Source organism: Roseofilum sp. SBFL, assembly GCF_017746885.1.
GTDB lineage: Bacteria > Cyanobacteriota > Cyanobacteriia > Cyanobacteriales > Desertifilaceae > Roseofilum.
The window spans coordinates 64030-85934 of sequence record NZ_JAGHZH010000175.1 but is presented as its reverse complement, the minus strand read 5'-3'; the positions used below and the strand labels follow the sequence as shown (position 1 = coordinate 85934).

At 44.9% G+C, this 21905-nt stretch carries 22 protein-coding genes, 1 pseudogene and 1 riboswitch; of the genes and pseudogenes, 9 read left to right on the top strand and 14 right to left on the bottom strand.

All coding sequences use genetic code 11. From position 1 onward, the window contains the following. Positions 1-27: 27 nt before the first annotated feature. The 5 genes and pseudogenes from J7545_RS19120 to J7545_RS24195 all read right to left on the bottom strand — a co-directional run. Positions 28-765: an HpsJ family protein gene (locus J7545_RS19120; RefSeq protein ID WP_318702233.1), complete on the bottom strand. Its 738-nt coding sequence runs from the start codon at positions 763-765 to the stop codon at positions 28-30. Beyond that, positions 758-1300 (bottom strand): cyanoexosortase A system-associated protein, encoded by a 543-nt coding sequence (locus tag J7545_RS19115; protein WP_318720010.1) that lies wholly within the window; start codon positions 1298-1300, stop codon positions 758-760. The genes J7545_RS19120 and J7545_RS19115 overlap by 8 nt, the downstream gene beginning before the upstream one ends. A gap of 82 nt (positions 1301-1382) precedes the next feature. Continuing rightward, the gene (gene crtA / locus J7545_RS19110) at positions 1383-2243 is read right to left on the bottom strand and encodes a cyanoexosortase A (protein ID WP_318702231.1); all 861 of its coding nucleotides are present in this window, start codon (positions 2241-2243) and stop codon (positions 1383-1385) included. Positions 2244-2317: 74 nt separating this feature from the next. Beyond that, positions 2318-3136, bottom strand: coding sequence for a hypothetical protein (locus J7545_RS19105; protein WP_318702229.1), 819 nt, complete (start codon positions 3134-3136; stop codon positions 2318-2320). Positions 3137-3302: 166 nt separating this feature from the next. Then, positions 3303-3656: pseudogene (locus J7545_RS24195) on the bottom strand (RNA-guided endonuclease InsQ/TnpB family protein); the annotation flags it as partial. A gap of 12 nt (positions 3657-3668) precedes the next feature. Between J7545_RS24195 and J7545_RS19100 the strand changes: the two are divergent. Continuing rightward, positions 3669-4697, top strand: a complete 1029-nt coding sequence (locus tag J7545_RS19100) for a tetratricopeptide repeat protein (protein WP_318702227.1) — start codon at positions 3669-3671, stop codon at positions 4695-4697. Here the strand turns inward: J7545_RS19100 and J7545_RS24190 are convergent, their stop codons facing one another. Next, a complete protein-coding gene (locus tag J7545_RS24190) occupies positions 4698-4820 on the bottom strand; it encodes an element excision factor XisI family protein (protein ID WP_413038553.1) in 123 nt (40 codons plus the stop codon). A gap of 152 nt (positions 4821-4972) precedes the next feature. Then, a riboswitch (guanidine-I (ykkC/yxkD leader) is annotated at positions 4973-5095 on the top strand. Between the two features lie 90 nt (positions 5096-5185). Between J7545_RS24190 and J7545_RS19095 the strand changes: the two genes are divergently transcribed. From J7545_RS19095 to J7545_RS19080, 4 genes are all read left to right on the top strand, one after another. After that, complete coding sequence (locus tag J7545_RS19095) at positions 5186-6358, top strand: agmatinase family protein (protein ID WP_318702225.1); 1173 nt, start codon at positions 5186-5188, stop codon at positions 6356-6358. Positions 6359-6390: 32 nt separating this feature from the next. Continuing rightward, on the top strand, positions 6391-6771 hold the full coding sequence (hypA, locus tag J7545_RS19090) for a hydrogenase maturation nickel metallochaperone HypA (RefSeq protein WP_318702223.1): 381 nt from the start codon (positions 6391-6393) through the stop codon (positions 6769-6771). Further along, positions 6755-7456 (top strand): hydrogenase nickel incorporation protein HypB, encoded by a 702-nt coding sequence (gene hypB, locus J7545_RS19085; protein ID WP_318702222.1) that lies wholly within the window; start codon positions 6755-6757, stop codon positions 7454-7456. Before hypA ends, hypB begins: the two co-directional genes overlap by 17 nt. Positions 7457-7556: 100 nt before the next feature. Then, the gene (locus J7545_RS19080; RefSeq protein WP_318702221.1) at positions 7557-9062 is read left to right on the top strand and encodes a sodium:solute symporter family protein; all 1506 of its coding nucleotides are present in this window, start codon (positions 7557-7559) and stop codon (positions 9060-9062) included. A 144-nt stretch (positions 9063-9206) separates the two neighbouring features. Here the strand turns inward: J7545_RS19080 and J7545_RS19075 are convergent, their stop codons facing one another. The 6 genes from J7545_RS19075 to J7545_RS19050 all read right to left on the bottom strand — a co-directional run bounded on the left by J7545_RS19075 (position 9207) and on the right by J7545_RS19050 (position 15812). Next, positions 9207-11663: a glycogen/starch/alpha-glucan phosphorylase gene (locus J7545_RS19075; RefSeq protein WP_413038554.1), complete on the bottom strand. Its 2457-nt coding sequence runs from the start codon at positions 11661-11663 to the stop codon at positions 9207-9209. Positions 11664-11838: 175 nt separating this feature from the next. Next, entirely contained in the window at positions 11839-12303 is a 465-nt protein-coding gene (locus tag J7545_RS19070) for a pentapeptide repeat-containing protein (protein ID WP_318720009.1), read from the bottom strand. A 157-nt stretch (positions 12304-12460) separates the two neighbouring features. Further along, a complete protein-coding gene (locus tag J7545_RS19065) occupies positions 12461-13165 on the bottom strand; it encodes a TVP38/TMEM64 family protein (RefSeq protein ID WP_318702216.1) in 705 nt (234 codons plus the stop codon). A gap of 209 nt (positions 13166-13374) precedes the next feature. Then, complete coding sequence (rnc, locus tag J7545_RS19060; protein WP_318702214.1) at positions 13375-14082, bottom strand: ribonuclease III; 708 nt, start codon at positions 14080-14082, stop codon at positions 13375-13377. Positions 14083-14226: 144 nt separating this feature from the next. Then, on the bottom strand, positions 14227-14511 hold the full coding sequence (locus J7545_RS19055) for a hypothetical protein (RefSeq protein WP_318702212.1): 285 nt from the start codon (positions 14509-14511) through the stop codon (positions 14227-14229). A 98-nt stretch (positions 14512-14609) separates the two neighbouring features. After that, a complete protein-coding gene (locus tag J7545_RS19050) occupies positions 14610-15812 on the bottom strand; it encodes an HhoA/HhoB/HtrA family serine endopeptidase (protein WP_318702211.1) in 1203 nt (400 codons plus the stop codon). A gap of 208 nt (positions 15813-16020) precedes the next feature. Here J7545_RS19050 and gpmI point away from each other — a divergent pair, with 208 nt between their 5' ends. The 3 genes from gpmI to J7545_RS19035 all read left to right on the top strand — a co-directional run bounded on the left by gpmI (position 16021) and on the right by J7545_RS19035 (position 18882). Next, on the top strand, positions 16021-17619 hold the full coding sequence (gene gpmI / locus J7545_RS19045; RefSeq protein ID WP_318702209.1) for a 2,3-bisphosphoglycerate-independent phosphoglycerate mutase: 1599 nt from the start codon (positions 16021-16023) through the stop codon (positions 17617-17619). Positions 17620-17663: 44 nt separating this feature from the next. Then, a complete protein-coding gene (secG, locus tag J7545_RS19040; RefSeq protein ID WP_271936181.1) occupies positions 17664-17903 on the top strand; it encodes a preprotein translocase subunit SecG in 240 nt (79 codons plus the stop codon). A gap of 79 nt (positions 17904-17982) precedes the next feature. Next, positions 17983-18882, top strand: coding sequence for a hypothetical protein (locus J7545_RS19035; RefSeq protein ID WP_318702207.1), 900 nt, complete (start codon positions 17983-17985; stop codon positions 18880-18882). Here J7545_RS19035 and J7545_RS19030 read toward each other — a convergent pair. Then, positions 18827-19261 (bottom strand): NINE protein, encoded by a 435-nt coding sequence (locus tag J7545_RS19030; protein ID WP_318702205.1) that lies wholly within the window; start codon positions 19259-19261, stop codon positions 18827-18829. The genes J7545_RS19035 and J7545_RS19030 overlap by 56 nt on opposite strands. A gap of 260 nt (positions 19262-19521) precedes the next feature. Between J7545_RS19030 and J7545_RS19025 the strand changes: the two genes are divergently transcribed. Next, complete coding sequence (locus tag J7545_RS19025) at positions 19522-19845, top strand: DUF1825 family protein (protein ID WP_271936189.1); 324 nt, start codon at positions 19522-19524, stop codon at positions 19843-19845. Between the two features lie 14 nt (positions 19846-19859). Here the strand turns inward: J7545_RS19025 and J7545_RS19020 are convergent, their stop codons facing one another. Continuing rightward, on the bottom strand, positions 19860-21788 hold the full coding sequence (locus J7545_RS19020) for a penicillin-binding protein 1A (protein ID WP_318702204.1): 1929 nt from the start codon (positions 21786-21788) through the stop codon (positions 19860-19862). Positions 21789-21905 lie beyond the last annotated feature (117 nt).

The following is a 21905-nucleotide window of genomic DNA, read 5'->3' as shown; positions in this document are numbered from 1 at the left end:
GAATTGGGCGGCGATCGCCTAATGATTTCAGCGGCGGTATTGTCTTACCCATCGGCTAAAGTACCCTATACTCATAAATGCAATACCCGATAAAAATGCGCCTAGATTAAATTTGATTGCCATTTTCTTTAATTCTAGCGTCTGATTTTGTTGTAGTGTTTCTGCTTGATTCTGCAAACCTTCTTTACTCCGGTTAACGCTCTCTAGCAATCGTGTCCTCAGTTGTTCTGGAGTTTCTAAATCAATTACATTGTCTGGTATCGAAGCTGAATCCAATAAGTTTTGCAACTGTTCATTATTTAATTGATTAATTTGGGACTGCTGGGTTGCTAACTGCTGCTGTTGCTGGGAGATACTGTTATTCAGTTGAGCTGTATTAATCTGGTTGAGACGAAGAGCGTTCTGAATTCCCAAAGGGATGATGATGAAATAAAGAATACCGACTAATATACAAACCCAAGAGAGTATTTTCAGGAGATACAATTCTCTTCGGTGTAGGGGGCTAGGGCCGCGATAAAAAATGAAAGCTAATCCAATTAAAGGGACTGGAGAGTGTTCAACGATTCGTCCTATGGTTTGAAATTCCCATAGAGGATTGGTCAATTGCAAGGGAGTTAGAATAATTAAATAATCTACAACCGCCAAGGCTAACAAAATATAACCGATAGTATGTAATATAGATTCAGACCGTTGTAAGGTGGTTTCTGATGGCCAAATTAAGGGTTCTTTTGGCGGTTTAGATGAAGAAAATTTGGGTTTATTCATAGCTCAGGTAATTATTGGCTACCAATTCTAACCAAATGCGTTCTAGGTTTGTATAGTTCTCGCCTGGAATATCACTGTTTAATGGGAGAGAAAGGATAATCCACAAACAATTCCATTGACGCAAGTCAGACTGACCTAATAACCAAGATAAGATTCGTCTGAATTCTAGGTCTTGAGTGTTACGGTTATGAGCGAATTGCTCTGTAGTTACTGTTGTGTTTCCATGAACGTCAATACATGAACTTAAATAGGTTGTTCGATCTTGAGAAAATAAACTATAAAATCCGGTTTTCTCTTGATGTTTAATGTTGAATGTAGTTTGGATATTATAATAGCGTTGAAAATAGGTGGCAATATTTCCGTCGGTGTGAGTGAGATAGCGAATTTCAACGGTTAGGTGGCGATCGCCATCCCGATCTTCACGATATCGATAAACTCTTCCTGGAGGGTCATTAAGAGCATCACTACCCCGATAACTCCATTCTACTAGAGAAGGCTGGGTTAAGTCTATCGGTAGCGAGGTTTCCTGATTCACGGGTGACCTCAGAATAATATGTCCCAAGGTAAGGAGTACACCGCTCAGAATGAGCATCAATCCCCCTATGCGGAGAGTATAGCTAGGATTGGGGGTCAACATCATCAAAAAGAGTTTGATTCAATTCTTGTTGTTTGGCGATCGCATAACAAGCGAGTCCGAATGCCAACATAACTATCGTAGAGAACCATTGCGCTCCACCGCCATGATGCCAATACTCGAACGCTGCTTCTTGCAGATTAGCTCGCAGAAATAGCAGTAAGATCACGCGCCCTACATTCATAACAAATGTAATGGCGATCGCACTGACCAAAATCCACAGCATACTCATCTGACTGAAAGAGTATCTCAGAGCCAAGATTCCTGCCAGTTGGCACAATAAAATCATCACATGAATACCAGAGCAAGAATCATTAACTTCAACTCCCCCAGTTTGCCAGAAAATTTCCGTCCCTTGACGGATAGGCTCAAATCCGAAGTACCAGAGGGCAAATGTAGCGGCTTTTGCTGTATTGATACTAACCCCTAAAATGGGGTCAATCAGTCCAGGTAAGGCAGTTACTGGCAGAGAAATAATCGCTAAAATGAATAATGGTTTCTTGTGTTGTTTCAGTCCTCGCACTCCAGAGGCTAGTAAGGCTAGTCCGATACCAGAAATGAGGAGAGATACTTCTCGTAAGATATCATCAGCCGCTGAGACAGAGACACTGCGAAGCGCTATCCAACCTATCAGTAATCCTCCCAAAAGGCTTGACCCTAGTCCTGCTTTTAGAGTCAAATTGTGATGGTTTTCCCAGAGCAGAGATAGGAGGCTGAGACTGCCGAAAGCAGCCAGGCTCAACTGATTTAGATCGCCAGTAAACTGCCAATTCAGCGTCAGGTGAACGGCTAATAGGCAGACAGCGATCGCCAGTAACAAGTATTTTAAGGTTAGGACACGCACAAGATTTCAGCACTCATGACAACAGTATGATACAGCAACGGGTTAACCTATCCTCGGTTATCTCTTAACTCTCCCTACTTTTTCTTCCTCCTGAATTGGTAAACAGTTGTACCAATTCCCATGATTAAAATACCTGTCCAGGCTGGAAATTCAAAGGGAACACCTGCTACTCCAGTTTGTACGCGAACTTCTCCTAGAGTGTATACACCCTGCTCTTGACCCGTGTTATCTCCAAAAAAGATAAAATTGTCGATTGTATAGGGATTGAAAGTTAGAGGGGGGTTGCTTGTTGCTGGATTAAAATTATAATTTCGTAGTGAACCCGTCAAAAGCTGTGAGCTGTTAGCGAAAAACTGGTAACTGCTACCGATGACTCTCAATTCATAGTTAGTATTGGAGGGGGTTGTAAAGGGAGCATTTTCACCCCGAGTAAAGTTAGCATCTTGAGCAAAAATCAAGCTATTTTCAAAGGCTATCTCAATACCTGAGCCGCCAACGCTCGTCGCAGTAATCGAAAACGCGGCTCTATCATTACTATTTGAGGTTGTAGAGTTCAGAGTTGCGTTAAAAAAAATACTGTATCCGGTGGTTGGATCGAGTGTGTAGGGTAATGGAGAGTTAACAAAGTTCATAGTTAAGGGGTTGTAGTTGGAGTAGCCTGCATATTCAGCGCTATTGGCATCACTGTCGACTTGTACTCCCCCAGCAACAGGCGTTTCTCCGCTCCCGACGGGATTTCCAGAGCTGTCTATTGCTCCGAAAACTAGTTGTCCCTGAGAGCCTGGTAGTCCACTTCCGTTGTATAGAGTAACTGAGGCTGCGTGAGCTGCACCATTGACAACTGCTGTGCTAACAGCAGCAGTTGCAGCAACTAAAGCAGAACTGATACTCATGCAGCTCAAGGGGTGTGTACCACACTTTGATTTTGTAGTCATTTTAATTCCGGTTGATGCAATGATGATTATCGGGGCAATCATAACATTCGGCTACGATGATTTGCCATCCTAGTGGTTTCAAGGGACTTTAACCCTTTCTTTATGAACTATAATTTGCAGACTTTTTAAAAGCGGATTTGGTAAATTCGGCGCTACCTCCTTGGTGTTTTTTCTTGAAGTTTGGGTACTTACTCCAGCCAGCAAAGAAGTTAGTGAATGCACTTTATACGTGCCTTAACCCTTGCTGTAAGGGAACGCTGCTGACTTGATTTAAGAAATCTAATTCTTCTTGTTTTTTTCAGTCGGTTAGCATGAAAGAGGTTTGTCGATAGCTGACTCTTTCTTGTCGTTCATACCAAGCCTGAGTCCTTTGGTGGAGAGCTTTATTGTAAACTAATCTTACGCATCCCAAAGTACGCCGCAATAGCAACTCTTGCTTAGGGGTGGGGTAAAATCGGTAATTAAAGGCTTTCTCCATAGGTAAGGACTAATGCCACTGACTCTTACAGTATCGCAAATCTGGTTTAAGATAGGCAAGTTAAAACTTGCCCTTAGTCTTCATCCCCGCAATAAATTACAGGGTTTTCGGCATGTCTCTTATAAATTCATGATGATGGGTTTTGGTAATCGGTGGTGGATCGGTTTCTGGTTTGCAACGGCGATCGCCACTTTATTCTCTAGTAGCGCAGTGCGATCGCTCGATCCTATCGAGTTGGCTCAGGTTGAGGTTAACTCTCAGGCAGTGGAATATTTGAATCAAGGGTTGCAGTTGATTCAAATGGGAGAGGTGGAACGGGCGATCGCCGCGTTTCAAGAGTCAGCACGGTTAGGGCCAAATCTAGCTCCAGCTTCGTATAATTTAGGTCTAGCGCTACGGCAAAGGGGGGATCTTCAGGGAGCGGCGAGTGCCTTCCACCAAGCCATTCAGATCGATCCAAATTTCGCGATCGCCTACGCGAATTTAGGGGCAGCGCTGTTGGAAGGGCGTAATTTACAACAGGCTCAGGAGTATTTACAAATGTCAGTCCAGCTCGATCCAAAGTTGGGAGTGGGACATTACAATCTGGGATTGGTACAAAAGTTACAGGGAAATAGGACGGCGGCGATCGCCTCATTTAAGCAAGCCATGGTGTTTTCGCCGACTGCTCCAGAACCCTATTATTATTCGGGTTTGATTTATCAAGAACAGGGGCAATTAACCCCAGCGATGGAGAAATTCCGTCAGGCAGTGGACAAAAATCCAGAGTATGCCCAAGCTTATTATGCGATCGGCTCCACTTTATTACAACAGGGGCAACTGGATGAAGCGCTGAATGCCTTCCGAAAAGCGGCTGAAGCCAATCCTAATTATGGGAATGCCTATTATGGCGCTGGATTAGTGTTTATAGAACAACAAGATTATCAAGAAGCACAACGGGTATTAGCGTTTGCACAGAAACTGTATGAGACAGAAGGCAATCAACAGTGGGCGATCGCGGCGGCTCAATTATTACAACGAGTGCGGGACTTAGAACGATAATTAACCCATCGCATAACCGAAAACTGTGCGGATAGATGGTGGTTGAACTCCAATCAAAATATCCGTTTTCAGTATCCCCATCTCGACAAATTCTTGGGTAAACTCTAATGCTGTATTATGCAATTGTAGCTAGTTAGAACCTATTTATGAAATACATCTTTAGCGGGTAAGACGATGCAGAAGGCAATCCCAATAAAAATCAAGACTCAATTTAGTAATTCTCAATACAGTTTATTGTCTCAAAACTGGTTATAACACAGGTCAAGTCATACAAGAATAACCGCTTCTAGGGTTCCGATTGAAGTTTACAGTACTTCAGTGACTGGTCCAAGAGAAGCAAGCTAAAGTCTAATCCATAAAAGACTATAGCTCCACGGCGGGATAAAAGCCCGGGAGATTTTGGCGTTGAGAAAGAGTACGTCAAACTCCTGGGCTTTCTTCTTGTTGGACGTATTCAGAACATACTTAAAAATATAGAGCAACCCATAATGAGCGAACAACTTCCATTTCAACTTCCTGATTCTGAAGCTCAGAAGGCTTTAGAAAAAGAGAGAAATTTACCCCTAAGCGGTTGGCAGCAGGAAGTCGATCGCGGATTAGAATATGGTTTAGAAGCTGCTCAAAGTATCCGCGATCGCACCATTCCCACCTTTTCCCGTGGAGAACTCCCCCACTACGCCGGGATTAACACCTTTCTCAAAGCACCTTACTTAGAAGATGTGCGGAACGTCGGCAACTACGATATCGCCATTATCGGCGTTCCCCACGACTCCGGAACCACCTACCGTCCCGGTACTCGATTTGGTCCCCAAGGTATCCGTCGTATCAGTGCCCTTTACACCCCCTATAATTTTGAACTTGGCATTGACTTACGCGAACAAATCACCCTTTGCGATGTCGGTGATATTTTTACCATTCCCGCTAACAACGAAAAATCCTTCGATCAAATCTCCAAAGGCATTGCCCATGTCTTTCATTCCGGTGCATTTCCCATCGTTTTAGGCGGCGATCATTCCATTGGATTCCCCACCGTGCGCGGTATTTGTCGCCACTTAGGAGATAAAAAAATCGGCATAATTCACTTCGATCGCCATGTGGATACCCAAGAAACCGACTTAGACGAACGGATGCATACCTGCCCTTGGTTTCATGCCACCAACATCAAAAATGCCCCCGCTAAAAACCTCGTTCAACTGGGAATTGGAGGCTGGCAAGTTCCCCGTCAAGGAGTCAAAGTTTGTCGAGAGAGAGCGACCAATATCCTAACGGTAACCGACATTACAGACATGGGATTAGATGCTGCCGCAGACTTTGCCATACAGCGAGCTACCGATGGCACAGATTGTGTTTGGATTAGCTTCGATATTGATTGTATCGATGCGGGTTTTGTCCCCGGAACCGGTTGGCCAGAACCCGGCGGGCTCCTACCCAGGGAAGCACTCTACTTACTGAAAAAAATTGTCCAAAATACTCCCGTTTGTGGTTTAGAAGTCGTGGAAGTTTCCCCTCCCTATGACATTAGTGATATCACGGCTTTAATGGCCACTCGCGTCATCTGTGATACGATGGCTCATTTAGTTATTTCTGAGCAACTTCCTCGCCAAGAAAAGCCTAGCTATATTCATCCAGAAGCCCAACCGGAACACGTTGAATGGACCTAACCCGAGGATATCACTAGAGGCAGGTAAACAACGTGCATGAAACTGATATGACTAAAGCCTTAATTTTGACGTTGCGAGACTGGTGGAATGACCAAGAAGAATCGCCCAAAATAGAAACGGTTCACCTAATCGTTGGTCAATTCACCTGTGTCGAACCGGCCAGCTTGCAATTCGCCTTTGAAGTGCAAACTCAAAACACGTTTTTAGAAGGAGCCAAACTGGCTATTCAAGAAAAACCCTTAATCGCCTTTTGCCATTCCTGTCAAATCGAATATCGACCGCAAATTGGCCAGCACTATGCCTGTCCAACCTGCAATTCTCCTATGGAAGATATTCGCTCTGGACGAGAACTCAAAATCGATCGCATTGAATATAGCCCATTAACCCAAACCAGCCATGCACCAAACCTTTGATGCTGCCTTAGAAATCAACTTACTCCATGCCAACCAAGCGGGAGCTGACCATAATCGTGCCCATTTTGACGAATGGGGGATTACTTGTCTGAACCTGATGAGTAGTCCGGGTGCAGGAAAAACGGTTCTTCTAGAGAAAACCTTAGAAGCCTTGCATTCTGACCTCAACATGGTCGTCATTGAAGGAGATATGACCACCGAACTGGATGCCGAGCGTCTGCGTCAATATGGCGTGCCCGTGATTGCTATCAATACTGGGCGTTCCTGTCATCTGGACTCAAAGATGGTCTCTGGAGGCATTCACCAGTTAGCCAACCAATACACCCCTTCCGACTTTGATTTAGTTCTGGTGGAAAACGTGGGCAACCTGGTCTGTCCCGCAGAATTTGAAGTGGGCGAACATGCCAAAGTTGCCCTCTTAAGCATTACTGAGGGAGAAGATAAACCCCTCAAATATCCAATTATGTTTCAAGAAGCCAATTGTCTCTTGGTCACCAAAATGGATCTCGCTCCCTATCTAGAGATTGACCTAGAGCGACTTGAAGCAAACGTGCGGCAAATCAATCCTCACGTTACCCTCATTCCCCTATCGGCAAAAACCGGTGAGGGATTAGATGCTTGGTTTACTTGGGTTCGCACTCAAGTAACCCCAGCGTCGGCTCAACCGCTGGCGATGCCCGTTTAGGTTGAATTAAAAAAGCTACTCCAATGTTCTGCCAAAACTTGGAGTAGCTCTAAACCACAAAAACAGTCCATCGGTCTAAGTAGACCGGGAGAAAATAATTATGACAGAAAAGATTTTGTTCTGGGGAATTTTGCTCTTCCTCTTTGGAACCCTAGGCATTGGTGTCTGGGCTTCTAAGCAGATTAAGGGAGACAGCGTGAACTATTTGGTGGCTGGACGGGGGCTGGTTCTTCCCCTAGCGGCTGCCACCTTGATGGCTCAGTCTGTGGATTCTAATGCGACTTTGGGCAATACGGATTTAGCGGCTGAATTTGGATTTTGGGCGGGTGCGTCGTTACCGATTGGTTTAGCGTTGTGCTTGTTTCTGACGGCGCTGTTTTTCGCTAAACCGATGAACCGTATGGGATTGATTACGCTACCCGATTTCTATCGTATCAAGTACGATCGCACTACAGAATGGGTGGCATCAGTGATTATGGTGCTGAGTTTCTCCTTTCTGCTGGCGGGTAATCTGGTGGCTGGGGGCTATTTATTCCAAGCGTTCATGGGGACAAATTATACGTCTGGAGCGATGTTTATTGCCATGATTGTCCTGATCTACACTGCCAGTGGGGGATTGTTTGCCGTTGCTTATACCGATGCTATTCAAGTGGCGATCGCCTTAGTCGGTATGATTGCTCTAGTGGGTTTTATTGGCTTTAACTTTGGCTTTACCATTCCCGAAGGTATGGGCCCCATGCACTTGGAGCAGTTAACCAATCCTGGAGCGGGTGCAGCGATTAACTGGGCAACCCTCTTAGCCTTGGGTTTGGGCGATATTGTGGCGATTGATTTTATGGCTCGTGTCTTTGCCTCCGATAGTCCAGAAACCGCCCAAAGAGCTTGTTTTATTGGCTCTGCGGGAACCATCCTGATTGGCGTGCCGTTCTCAATGGTGGCGTTGTCTGCACCGTCTATTTTAGCACAAGCGAATATTACCCCAGAGGGGCCCCTGCTCTACGCCTTGCTGCAAGGCGTTGTTCCTCCCCTAGTGGGACTTTTGGTGATTGCAGCGATTCTTTCTGCTTCTTTGTCCACAGCAGATGGGGCAATTTTAGGCACGTCTTCGGTGATTGCCCATAATATTATCGGTATTCGCCATGATGAACACAATGCTGGCGGCGATCGTTTATTATTAATTACCCGATTAATGGCCGTTGTCATTACCGCCATGGGCTTATTCTTTGCCTTGCGTATTCCTCAAACGGGGATTCTCTTACTCTTAGCTTTTGATATTGGCTTTGCTGGGTTATTAATTCCCCTAGCCGGAGGACTCTATTGGCCGGGGGCAACAAAACAAGGAGCCTTAGCCTGTATTATTTTGGGAACGCTAACTCGTATTGTCATGTTTGTTCTCATGCCTACGACATTTGGCTTGGACAATACTTTACTCTATATTCCCAATGATTTATTTACGCCCGATTTTGATGGCTTTCCTACTTTAATTAGTCCTTTCGTTGGATTAGCGGCCTTTATTATCGGATCAAATTTAACTAGAGGGAAAGGTAATACAGCTAATGTCCTAGAAGAGCGCGACGCTCATATAGCGCTGCGCGCTAGGGAATAGGGAATAGGTTTCACTTCGTTCAACCCAACCTACGGGAAAATGGCGAAGGTATTGTGAGAGGCAAGGGGCTTAAAAGTCCCTTGTTAAGCGCAACATGATACAGGAATGATATTAGGCCACTTTCTATTGCCTATTGCCTAATTGCTAAGATGAATAAACCGGGTGAATGTGCCAAATATCTCTCGCGTATTCGGCGATCGCGCGATCGCTAGAAAACTTACCGATCCTCGCCGTATTCAAAATCGATTTTCTTGTCCAGCTTGCCCGATCTTGATAGGCTTGACTGACGCGTTCTTGACAGTTGATATAATCTGCATAATCAGCAAAGAGCAAATATTCATCCCGATCCAATAAGGAATCAATAATAGGCTGAAATAACTCCAGATTTTCGGGTGAAAACTCTCTTTTCGCAATTCCATCCATCACCATTTTCAGTTCGCGATTCCAGTGATAATAGGATTTCGGATCGTATCCCTTTGCTTTTAGTGCTTGCGCTTGAGATGCAGTTAAACCAAACAAGAAGAAATTCTCCTCTCCCACTTCTTCCCGGATTTCAATATTTGCCCCATCTAATGTACCAATAGTGACTGCACCATTGAGGGCGAATTTCATATTTCCCGTCCCCGATGCCTCCTTTCCTGCCATGGAAATCTGTTCTGAGAGATCGGCGGCTGGGTAAATTTTTTGTCCCAAGGAAACGGAATAGCCTGCCAGGAATACGACTTTTAGGCGATCGCCCACTTCTGGATCGTGATTCACCACCCTTGCGACCGCATTAATCAACTGAATCACCATTTTTGCCATAAAATACCCTGGAGCGGCTTTCCCGGCGAAAATAAACGTTCTAGGGACGAGATTTAACCCAGGATTCTGCTTAATCCGATAATACAACGTGATAATATGCAACACATTCAACAGTTGACGCTTATACTCGTGCATCCGCTTCACTTGAATATCAAACAAAGAATCTGGATTCACTTCTAAATCATTAAACAACAAAATATGCTCGGCTAAAGCCACCTTATGGTCATATTTAATCTGTTGCCATTCCTGTTGAAATTCAGGATCGTCAGCATAAGGTTCTATCCCTCGCAATTGATCTAAATCCGTAATCCAGTCCTGGCCAATTTTTGAGGAAATTAATTTAGACAATTGGGGATTACTCAACAGCAACCAGCGCCTTGGTGTAATGCCATTCGTTTTATTTTGAACCTTTTGCGGCCAATAGTCGTGAAAATCAGGTAAAACTTGAGCTTTTAACAAATCAGTATGCAGTTGTGCCACCCCATTAATGCAATAGGAACCTACACAAGCTAAATGGGCCATTCTAATCTTTTTCTCTGGATCTTCCTGCACTAAAGACATGCGCGATAACCGCTCTAAATCCCCTGGATATCGAGAACGAACTTCATTTAAAAATCGCTGATTAATTTCATAAATGATTTCTAAATGCCTGGGGAGCAACGACTCAAATAAACTCACCTGCCAAGTTTCCAGCGCTTCCGAAAGTAGGGTATGATTCGTATAGGCAAAAACATGCTTGGTAATATACCAAGCTCTATTCCAGCCCAAGTTGTACTCATCCACTAATAGCCGCATCAACTCGGCTACACCAATGGAGGGATGGGTATCATTAAGCTGAATGGCCACTTTTTCATGGAAATGATCGAAATTCTCATATTGCCGTCGATAGCGGTTAATGATATCTTGTAGAGAACAACTGACAAAGAAATATTGTTGCTCTAGACGTAACTGTTTACCTTGATAAGTATTATCATTTGGATAGAGAACTTTAGAAATATTTTCTGAGAAAATTTTATCCGATACAGCTCCTATATAATCTCCGCGATCGAATTGAGCAAAATCAAGTTCTTCCGTGGCATAAGCTCGCCATAATCGTAACCGATTGACGGTCTGATTTTGATATCCAGGGACAGGAGTATCATAGGGCGTTCCAGTAATTTCGCGATCGCCAATCCAGCGAACATGCATTTGCCCAGATTCATCAGGGTGAAATTCCGTATAGCCGCCAAATTTCACCCGCACACTGGCTTCTGGACGATACACCTCCCAAGGGTTTCCATAGCGTAACCATTTATCAGGACGTTCTATTTGCACCCCATTGATAATCAGTTGATCGAAAATGCCAAATTCATAGCGAATTCCATACCCGATCGCGGGCAAACTTAAGGTAGCCAATGAATCTAAAAAGCAGGCAGCCAATCGACCTAATCCCCCATTGCCTAAACCGGGTTCTGCTTCTAAAACGACCAAATCTTGTAGGTTTAAGCCCAATTGCGTTAAGGCTTTTACTGTATCGTCATAAATGCCCAAATTGAGTAAATTATTACTCAATTGGCGACCCATGAGAAACTCTGCGGACAGGTAATAGACGGTTTTGGCTTGATGTTTGCGGTAGCGACTGCTGGTATTGAGGCGATGATCCAGGAGGCGATCGCGCACCGTATACGCCAGAGCCATATAATAATCATGGGGCGTGGATAAATTAATCGTTTTCCCTTGAATACAATGCAGATTACGGATAAAATCCTGTTTTAAGGCTTCTACCTGACTTTCCTGACTGCCAGGATCTACGTTCATCACATCATTATCTTGGGAAAAAAATTGACTTGACATAATCTAATTTCAATTATAGTTACATAATTTTGAAGTGTAGATGTCAGAAGATACCCTAATTATGCTGTACTTAACCCACTGTTCTGGATCGCCGTAACAAGGTGATTTAAAGCCCTCTGCCTTGTTCCGATCTTTTTTCTTAAGGATGTTTTCCCCCATCTGGCATAACAGCTTTACTCAAGTCTGTTTTCTCCAACTTGGCTGTGTCGAATTGGGCATTTGTTAAGTTCGCCCGACATAAACTAGCCAGACTTAAATCAGCATAGCTTAAATTAGCATCGGTTAAATCTGCGCCAGTTAAATCCGCGCTACTTAAATCTGCACCACTTAAATCCGCGCCTCGAAGATCTGCACCAATTAAATCTGCTTCACTGAGATTAATTCCACTCAAATTAGCACAGTACAAATTGGCTCGAATTAACCGAGCGCGAAACAAATCAGCACCTAATAGATTAATCCGAAACAGATTCGCAGCAAATAGATCCGCTCGCAATAAGCGAATTCCGGGTAAACTAGCACTACTCAATTCAGCTCGGAACAGGTCAACGTCTTTAAAATAGCGTTCCCCTGCGGCATAACGGTCTAGAAATTCATTAACATTCATAGAGACGTTCAGGTTTTAACTCGAACACACACTCTATTCTCTCAACTGAAGGGGGCAAACGTCACCTATCTAGGGGGTTTTTCGTAACAATTTGTTATATAGCGCTATGGGCTGGTAATGGGGAATGAGGAATATAAAAAATAGAATTCACCTCGATCTATAGGCTTTCTTCTAATGTTTTCTGAGCTAATTTTGAACCATAAATAATCAAGCTTAACGTCGCTAAAGTCCCGATCGCATAAATTGTACCTTGAACCATCTGTCCTCTGATCCCTAAATCCAGACTGGAATTCCCTAATTGGGTAACATCCCCAATTAAAGAGCCAATATAAGTATAACCGACAATACCCGGAATCATACCGATCGATCCCCAAACATAATCTTGAAGAGAAACTTGCATCACTCCAAAGGTATAATTGAGCAAATTAAAGGGAAAAATAGGAGATAAGCGAGTTAATAATACAATCTTAAATCCAGATTTAACAACTGCCCGATCGAGGGCAAGAAATTTGGGATATTGGGAGAGTTTGCGGATTGCCCAATCCCTGGAAACATACCGTCCTAATAGAAATGCCAGGGTTGCTCCTAATGTGGAAGCGATAAATACATAAACCGATCCCCAGAATACGCCATAGATTGCACCACCACCCAGGGTTAAAATGACAGCGGGAATTAATAGTACAGTGGCAAGATTATACAAGAGAATATAAGCGATAATACCCTGTTGAGAATATTGAATCGAGATCAGTAGGGTTTTGAGCAAGTCCTGCATATTTTTCCCTTGCAGAACGATAATCGTTAAGGCAACACCAGATGCAATTAAGATTAAGGCGATCGCTCGTTGACCTAGACCCCTGTTCATCTGATTAACTCCATTTTCCCCAACTCTGAGCTAAGATATAGAATAATTCATTCTGGTGAATTTAATCTGAAATTCTGCTGAGTAGAAGATGAAAATATAGGGCTTTGTGCTGGGAATGAGGGATAGGGAACAGGTAATGGTCGCCTTATAGATTCTATATTATCCTTGCTAGAAGCAATTGTACCCAACCCTTACCCATTTTCATTGATCTAACCACCAACATGCTGCAAGGCATCTTCAGCGGCTTTTTTCTCTGCTTCCTTTTTGCGACGACCTTGACCTTCTCCATACTTTTTCCCCTTTACCCAAACTTCAACCCAGAAAATTTTCTCATGATCTTCTCCCGCTTCTTTGACTAATTTATATTCTGGTGTTTGTTGATATTCTTTCAATGCCCATTGCTGAAATTTTCCTTTACTATCGATTAAATTTGGAAGGGTTTGATCGTCCGATGACTCTATCAAATCATCAGCAATGTCTGTAAACAAACGAGTTACAAACTGCCGCACTTTGACGATACCGGTATCTAAATAATATGCACCAATAATTGCTTCTAATGTATCACTGAGTAAAGCCGGATTGTTCTGGGCATTGTTTTGGATTGCCCCTTTCCCTAAACGCATCAGTTCACCTATACCTAATTCTTCGGCTAATCGCGCTAATTGCTTTTCATCGACTAATTTAGAACGCAATCGTGTCATTTGAGCTTCTGTAATGTTTACGGAACTGCCATAGCGCTTATAAATGAGTTCGCTGACTAAAAACCCTAAAACGGCATCTCCCAAAAACTCTAATGCTTCGTTATCCTCTAGGATATCTGAATGCTCATTCGTATAAGAGCGATGGGTTAAAGCATGAAGCCAAAGAGCTTCATCTTTTAGGGTTGGCAGTTGAATGGGTTGACTGGAACGAGGCATAGACTATCTCAAAATAGTCTATAACTATATCACTTTTTCTATACACATGTCAACCGGAGATTGCTCAACTGCGCCTCCAATCAAGGATTATAGCAACCGCGAATTTCTTTGAATTCACCTAACTTAGTCCCTATTCCTGTTCCATTACTGTACAACCCAACAGGTTAAGGAGTCCCTTAAATAATCCCATTCGGTGTCAGAAATCAAGCCACAATCACGAAACTCGGCTAAGACCTGCTCCAGGCTTGTCCAAGCATTTCGTCGGTCAATGCGATCGCGAGCTTCCTGAAGAGCAGAAAAGGGATCGAAATGAATGCCGACTAAACACCCCATTCCGGAATAATCTCCTTTTGGACTCATTAGATCTACGTGCCAATATTGTTCGTCGAAAAAAACTTGAATAATCCAACCTTTATAATAATCAACCATGGGTTCTTTGTGGCAATAAAATCCGATTAATTCTTGATTTTGATCCCCTACTTCGATGGATTCCTCTCATCCGGAACGCTGTGGTCAATTGACCAGGCTTAGGGTTGAGACTGGGGCAAGGTTCCAGGGCGAATAGAAATCTCCACTTTCTGACCGGCTCGGTTAACTTCTAAAAACAATAATTCGCCCACGGTAGATTCTTCTACTAGCTCTTGGACTTCTGTGGCCTTTTGTACGGGAATTCCATCAACTCTCAGAATAATATCTCCAGGTTGTAATTGGGAATTTTCCGCTGGAGAATTCTTGACAATTCCTGTAATAATCACTCCTTCATTGAGGCTTTCGGCGATCGGGAATTGCTGTTGTTGCAATAAAGATTTGGCGGCAGGGGTTAAATCCACCATTTGAATGCCCAAAAATGGATGTTCTGCTGTACCCGTAGTAAATAATTGATCGGCGACCCGTAGGGCGGTTTCAATGGGAATGGCAAATCCCAATCCTTGGGCATCAGCACGAATGGCTGTATTAATGCCAATCACTTGGCCCTGCTCATTTAATAAGGGTCCTCCGGAATTTCCTGGATTAATGGCGGCATCAGTTTGAATAAAACGCACGCGCTTATCCGGAATTCCGACTTGAGCGCTCGATCGCCCCGTGGCACTAATAATCCCAGCCGTCACCGTATTGTCTAAGCCTAACGGATTGCCAATGGCGATCGCCCACTGTCCTGGTACTAAAGGCTCTGAGCCACCGATTTCTACCACAGGCAAGCCCTGAGCCTCAATTTTAACCACAGCAATATCCGTTACCCGATCTCTACCCAAGACCACTCCCTGAAAGGTTCGCCCATCCCGGAGCGTAATATCTACTACATCTGCACCTTCAACCACATGGGCATTAGTAATCAATTGTCCTTGGGTACTCAAAATCAAGCCCGATCCCGTTCCCCGCTCCAACCGTTCGGGTTCAGTAGGGATATCGTCTCCAAAGAACCGATCCAATAACGGATTGCGAAATGGTGGAGAAATCCGAGATTTTACTCGTCGAGTGGCATCAATTCTGACTACGACTGGGCCTACTTTTTCCACCGCTCTAGCAATAAAATTAGTGGGGATAGGCTCCGTTGATTTAGCGATCGCCGAAGGTTGAGGTAAAGGAGGCAACACAACAGGAACCGCAGAAGAATCGGAATAGCTTAAAACCCGATCTCGCTCCAGATATCGGCTCCCTAGCCAACCTGCACTACTTCCCATAACAAATACACCCAGATAAGCGATCGCCCGTTTAACCAATAAGCTCATAGCCTTTTATCCACCCAGAAGATCCTGATTACCATGAAGAATACAAGTGCAAAAACGCATCTTGTTTACTATCGACACCTTAAACTAACTCCCTTAATTTTAGCTTCCCATTTTCAATTAACTTTCACCTCTACAGCAATTTAAGCAGCAGCTTTTTCACACTGATGGTATGATGGGCACAGAAATTCAGCAAAAGGGTGAAGAGGTTATGGCAAAAGCACCGATATCTCCTGTGGTGCTGGTCATTTTAGATGGCTGGGGTTACCGTGAAGCCACCGACGGAAACGCCATTGCCGTCGCGAAAACACCCATAATGGATAGCCTACAGGCAGCTTACCCCAATACCTTAATTCAAACCTCTGGAAAAGCTGTCGGGTTACCTCAAGGGCAAATGGGTAACTCAGAAGTGGGTCATATGAACATTGGCGCAGGCCGAATTGTAAAACAAGAACTGCTTCGCATTAGTGATGCAGTAGAAGAAGGTTCCCTACAAGAGAACCCCGCTTTACAAACGGTTTGTGAGCAAGTCAAATCCCGCTCTAGCAAACTCCACCTGATTGGACTTTGCTCAGACGGAGGGGTTCATTCCCACCTAGACCATCTATTGGGATTACTAAAACTAGCCAAAACACAGGAGATTGAACAAGTCTGTATTCATGCGATCATGGATGGTCGTGACACCTATCCCACTGATGGGGTGAAAAACCTGGAAAAACTGCAAGCAGAACTCAACTGCATGGGAGTTGGGAAAATTGTCACCCTCATGGGCCGCTATTATGCCATGGATCGCGATCGCCGATGGGATCGGGTGCAAAAAGCCTATCAAGTCCTGATCGACGATACCATTACTGCTCAAGGGGACGCGATCTCACTCTTAAAAGCATCCTATGAGCAAGGAATCACCGATGAGTTTGCGATCCCTGTCCGTTGCGCTCCAGGTTCAGTAGAACCGGGGGATGGCATAATCTTTTTTAACTTCCGCCCCGATCGCGCTCGGCAGCTTACCCAAGCCTTTGTCGATCCTGATTTTGACGGATTTGAGCGGACTATCATCGATCCCCTGTCTTTCGTTACGTTTACCCAATATGATGCGAGTCTGCCGGTATCTGTGGCCTTTGAACCCCAAAACCTGAACAATATTTTGGCAGAAGTTTTGGCCCAACAAGGACTACGACAGTTTCGCAGTGCAGAAACCGAAAAATATGCCCATGTAACCTATTTCTTTAATGGGGGACTCGAAGATCCAGTAGAAGGAGAAGACCGAGAATTAATTCCCTCTCCCCAGGTTCCCACCTACGATCGACAGCCGAGTATGTCTGCCGAAGCCGTCACAGAAACAGCCATTGCTGCCATCGAAGAACAAGTTTATTCTATGGTAGTGATTAATTATGCCAATCCAGATATGGTGGGTCATACGGGAATGATGGATGCAGCCGTTCAGGCGATTGAAACGGTCGATCGCTGCTTAGGTCATCTGATCGAGGCGATCGGTAAAGTCGGAGGAACCACGATTATTATTGCCGACCATGGCAATGCCGAACTCATGTACGATGAGAAAGGGAATCCTTGGACAGCCCATACGACGAACCCCGTGCCTTTTATCCTGGTTGAAGGTGAAAAGCGTAAAATTCCTGGCCATGGCAACAATGTTGCCTTGAGAAGCGATGGTTGTTTGGCAGACATTGCCCCTACCATCCTGGAAATTCTACAAATTCCTCAACCTAAGGAAATGACTGGGAAATCTATGTTTCAGAACCCTGTCTATGAAGTGCAACCCAATCGATCGCCGGTTTCCCTCTCTCGGTAAACCCGCACTTCATTATTCCATGATTGTTTATTCCATTTCACCCTATGAGTGTTGTCAGTATCCTACAAATTGTTTGGGCCATCTCAGCCTTTAGTCTGGTGGTCTTAATTCTTCTCCATAGTCCGAAAGGAGACGGTATTGGCGGTATTGGCGGCCAAGCCCAGTTATTTACCAGTGCTAAAAGTGCTGAAACAACCTTAAATCGGACAACCTGGGCTTTAACCGTTCTCTTTCTTGGCTTAACGGTAGTGTTAAGCGCTGGATGGTTAGAACCTGTTGGTTAATGCCATGGCTCCTTGGCGATGGATAGCCAAAAGGTTAAACCTTTTCCGTCAAGGTCTATGCTTAAGATCTTGGATGGGCATGATGATACGACCCATCGCTTACGCGATCGCCACAGTCCTGTTGGCGGTCTTTTCTTGTACAACCATTCTAGCCCTTCCCCCCAGAATTAGGGTTTCTCCACCACAAGCCCATCCCCTCCCCTCCCTTTTAGCCCAATGGCACGATCCGGAAGAACTCGGAGACTATTTTGAAGCGATTAAACCCCTCAAAATTGGGTATTTAATTTGGTCTGAATTCCCCGTACAAGTGTCTCTGGATGTCAATACCCCCGATCCGCGTTGGGTTGAAGCCGTCACCCGTGCCATTGAGGAATGGCAAGCCTATTTTCCCTTAGAAATTAGCGATCGCCCCGATCGATCCCATATCATCATTCACCGACAGCGCCCTCCCCTCAAACTCGGCCCCGATGGTCAGCTTGGACGAGTGCGATCGGCTACCACTAACTATGAACTCTATCTTGACTCTCCTCCTCATCAGCCCGATCGGGAATACCTGCTCCATCGCTGTGAAATCTTCCTGACTCCAAATCAAACCTCAGAATATACCCTCGCCACTGCTCGTCACGAACTGGGCCATGCTCTCGGCATTTGGGGCCATTCTCCCGAACCCACCGACGCGCTCTATTTCTCCCAAGTGCCCAATCCTCCCCCCATCTCCTCTCGCGACCTCAATACCTTGAAACGCATTTATCAACAACCCACCCACCTCGGTTGGCCCGTTCCGTCACAACGCTCTAGTATATGGGGTCACAGGGCCTCCCTCCCCTCCTTGCCCAGTCTTCAGTCTCTGCCTACCCTACCTCCCCTCCCGACGCTTCCTGCATTGCCCAAACTTCCCCAACTGCCTAAATTGCCTCCTTACTCTAAGCAATCTTGTCTAAAAGTTGGCGGCGTTTCTGTTCAAACTCATACTCAGTAATCAGTCCCTCTTGACGCAAAGCCTCTAACTCCCGTAGGGCATCCGCTACCGACTCTACTCGATCGGCGATCGGGCCAGTTGGTGTAGAATCCTGCTTCGGCCAAAACTTTGACCAATTGACTTGGGGGATTTTCAGTCCTGGAATAACAGGAACCGGGCCGGGATAATTCTGGTTAAATTCTTCATCATTTTGTACCAAATACCACACGCCATCAATTGCGCTAGCCACATGGGGAATTGGAGTCCAAGACAATAATAAATAGATCGCCCCCCATAAAGGTTGACCTAAATAAAACTTATGCAATCCGGCGATCGGAATCAACATCCCAGAAAACGCCAAAATCATACCCACCTTTCGACTCTTTTCCTTATTCAACACCGTTAAGCTACCCCCATTCCAGCCTCAAGCACATCCTAGTCCCTTGACCCAACTAAAATAGTCCATTTTTAGAGCAGTCACAAAACCAGGATGCTCATAGTCTTTCTATTTCATTGTGCAATACTTGAGCAGTTGAAGCCCCCTATCCCCTATAAATACGGAAAACCGAATTTTACTCGAACCTCCGACTCCATTAGAATAAAACCAGTGCATCATCTCAATGCCCTTAACACCGTTAGTAAACCTATCCAAAAAAAGCTATGGGATTTTTTGATTCAGAAATTGTTCAACAAGAAGCAAAGAAACTCTTTGAGGATTATCAATCCCTGATCCAGCTTGGCAGTGACTACGGCAAATTCGATCGAGAAGGGAAAAAGCTATTCATTGAACAGATGGAAGCCTTAATGGATCGATATAAAGTATTTATGAAACGCTTTGAACTCTCCGAAGACTTCATGGCCCAAATGACTGTTGAACAACTCAAAACCCAGTTGGGCCAATTTGGAGTCACCCCACAACAAATGTTCGATCAAATGAATTTCACCCTAGAGCGGATGAAATCTGAACTAGAAAAACAATCGTAAATCTTGAACCCATCCTATGGCTGTGGTCGGGGAAATTCACTTGGAGAACGGAATTTCTCCACCGGTTCATTCGCCAAAGCTTTGTGCATGAAATCGCGCCAAATCGGAGCTACAAATGTACCTCCAGTAACTCCCTTAGCCAGAGGTCTATAATCATCATTGCCCACCCAAACCGCTACAGACAATTGGGGTACATAACCCACAAACCAAATATCCCGCTCCGAAGTGGTTGTTCCCGTTTTACCAGCCGCTGGACGACCCAATCTAGCACCAGTAGCCGTTCCCCGTGAAATCACCCCTTGCAATGTACTATTGAGAGAAGCCACCGCCCAAGGATCGAGAATCAGCTTCGGCTTAGGTGTATTATCCAATAAAACATTGCCATGGCTATCAATCACTTGGGCAATAAACGTCGGCTGGGAATGCCAACCATTGTTCGCAAACGTCGCAAACGCACCAGCCATCTCTAAAGGCGTTAAATCAACCGATCCTAGGGGTAAGGAAATTACCGGGTCCATGGGACTTTTAATCCCCAAATTTCGGACGACTTCAACGACCTTATTCAGACCAACCGCTTGACCAATCTTAACCGCTGGCACATTTAAAGAGACTTCAAGAGACTTACGCAAACTGACCGCGCCAGAAAAACTCCCCCCATAGTTTTGGGGTGAATAATAGCCACTACCATCCCGATACCTGACTGGCGAGTCATTCACCACCGACTCAGGTGTATACTTGCCACTAGCAAATGCCGCATAGTAAACAAACGGTTTAAACGAAGATCCAGGTTGTCGTTGCGCTTGCACTGCTCGGTTATATTGACTGGTTTCATAATCAAACCCTCCCACCATCGCTTTTACAAAGTGGGTGCGAGGATCAACCGCTACAAGAGCTAATTGTCCATTATCGTAATCGTAATAAACACCTCGGCTATAGAGGCGACTATGCCAATCCTTAACCGTTTGCTCGGCAATTCGTTGTAGCCTCAGATCGATCGTGGTTTGAATCCGCAATCCCCCTTTGACCACCATATCGCGACCAAAGCGGTCTGAGAGTTCTTGAATCACTGCCTCCGTTAAATAGGGCACTTTACTTTGACCAAAAGAAGTCACCCGTCCCACTAATAACGGCTGTTCTTTTGCTTCTTTCTCTTCTTCAGCCGTAATCCAATTCAATTCTCGCATCCGCCCCAAAACGATCGCCTGCTGTCGTTTGGCTAACTTATAATCCACAAAGGGGCTAAAACTCTCCGGCGCTTGAATCAAACCCGCCATCATTGCTGATTCTGCCAAAGTTAGATCCGCCGCCGCTTTGGCAAAATAACTTTGGGCAGCCGTCTCCACCCCATACGTATTATGGCCCCAGTACACCTGGTTCAAATACAGTTCTAAAATCTCATCTTTGGTCAGAATTTGCTCTAAGCGCAGGGCTAAAACCGCTTCAGCGACCTTCCGACTCAATTGCCGCTCTGGAGACAGAAACAGGTTTTTCACCAACTGCATCGTAATGGTGGAAGCCCCCTCTCGAATCCCTCCCTTCTCAATATTGGCTAACAATGCCCGACCGACACTACTGGGATTAATCCCATTGTGCTGGTAGAAATGGGAATCTTCGATCGCCAGTACCGCCAGTTTCAAGTGGGGAGAGATCCGCTCTAAAGGCACCACTTCCCGGTTCGCCTCATCATGAATCCGAGTCAGCAGTTCGCCATTAATATCGTAGATATAGCTGGTCTCTGTTGGCATATAGCTTCTGAGGCTGCGGACATCTGGCAGATTCCGAAAACTTAAGGCCAAACCCACCAGTCCTCCAGCAAAGATAGAACTGGTGAGCATCATCACTCCCAAAATCGTACCCCCTGCCACTTTGCCCACACCTTGGACAAATTGAAGGGCCGGGGTAATAGATTTAGATGGCTTACGACTGATAGTATTAGACGACACGATGATTTAACTTCCTCAGCTCGAACAAATGGATAGGGATAAGAACCAGACCTTGAGTCTTAGGGGATAGATGAATGGGGACTGACCCATAGTTTAACCTGTACCCGCGATAACTGT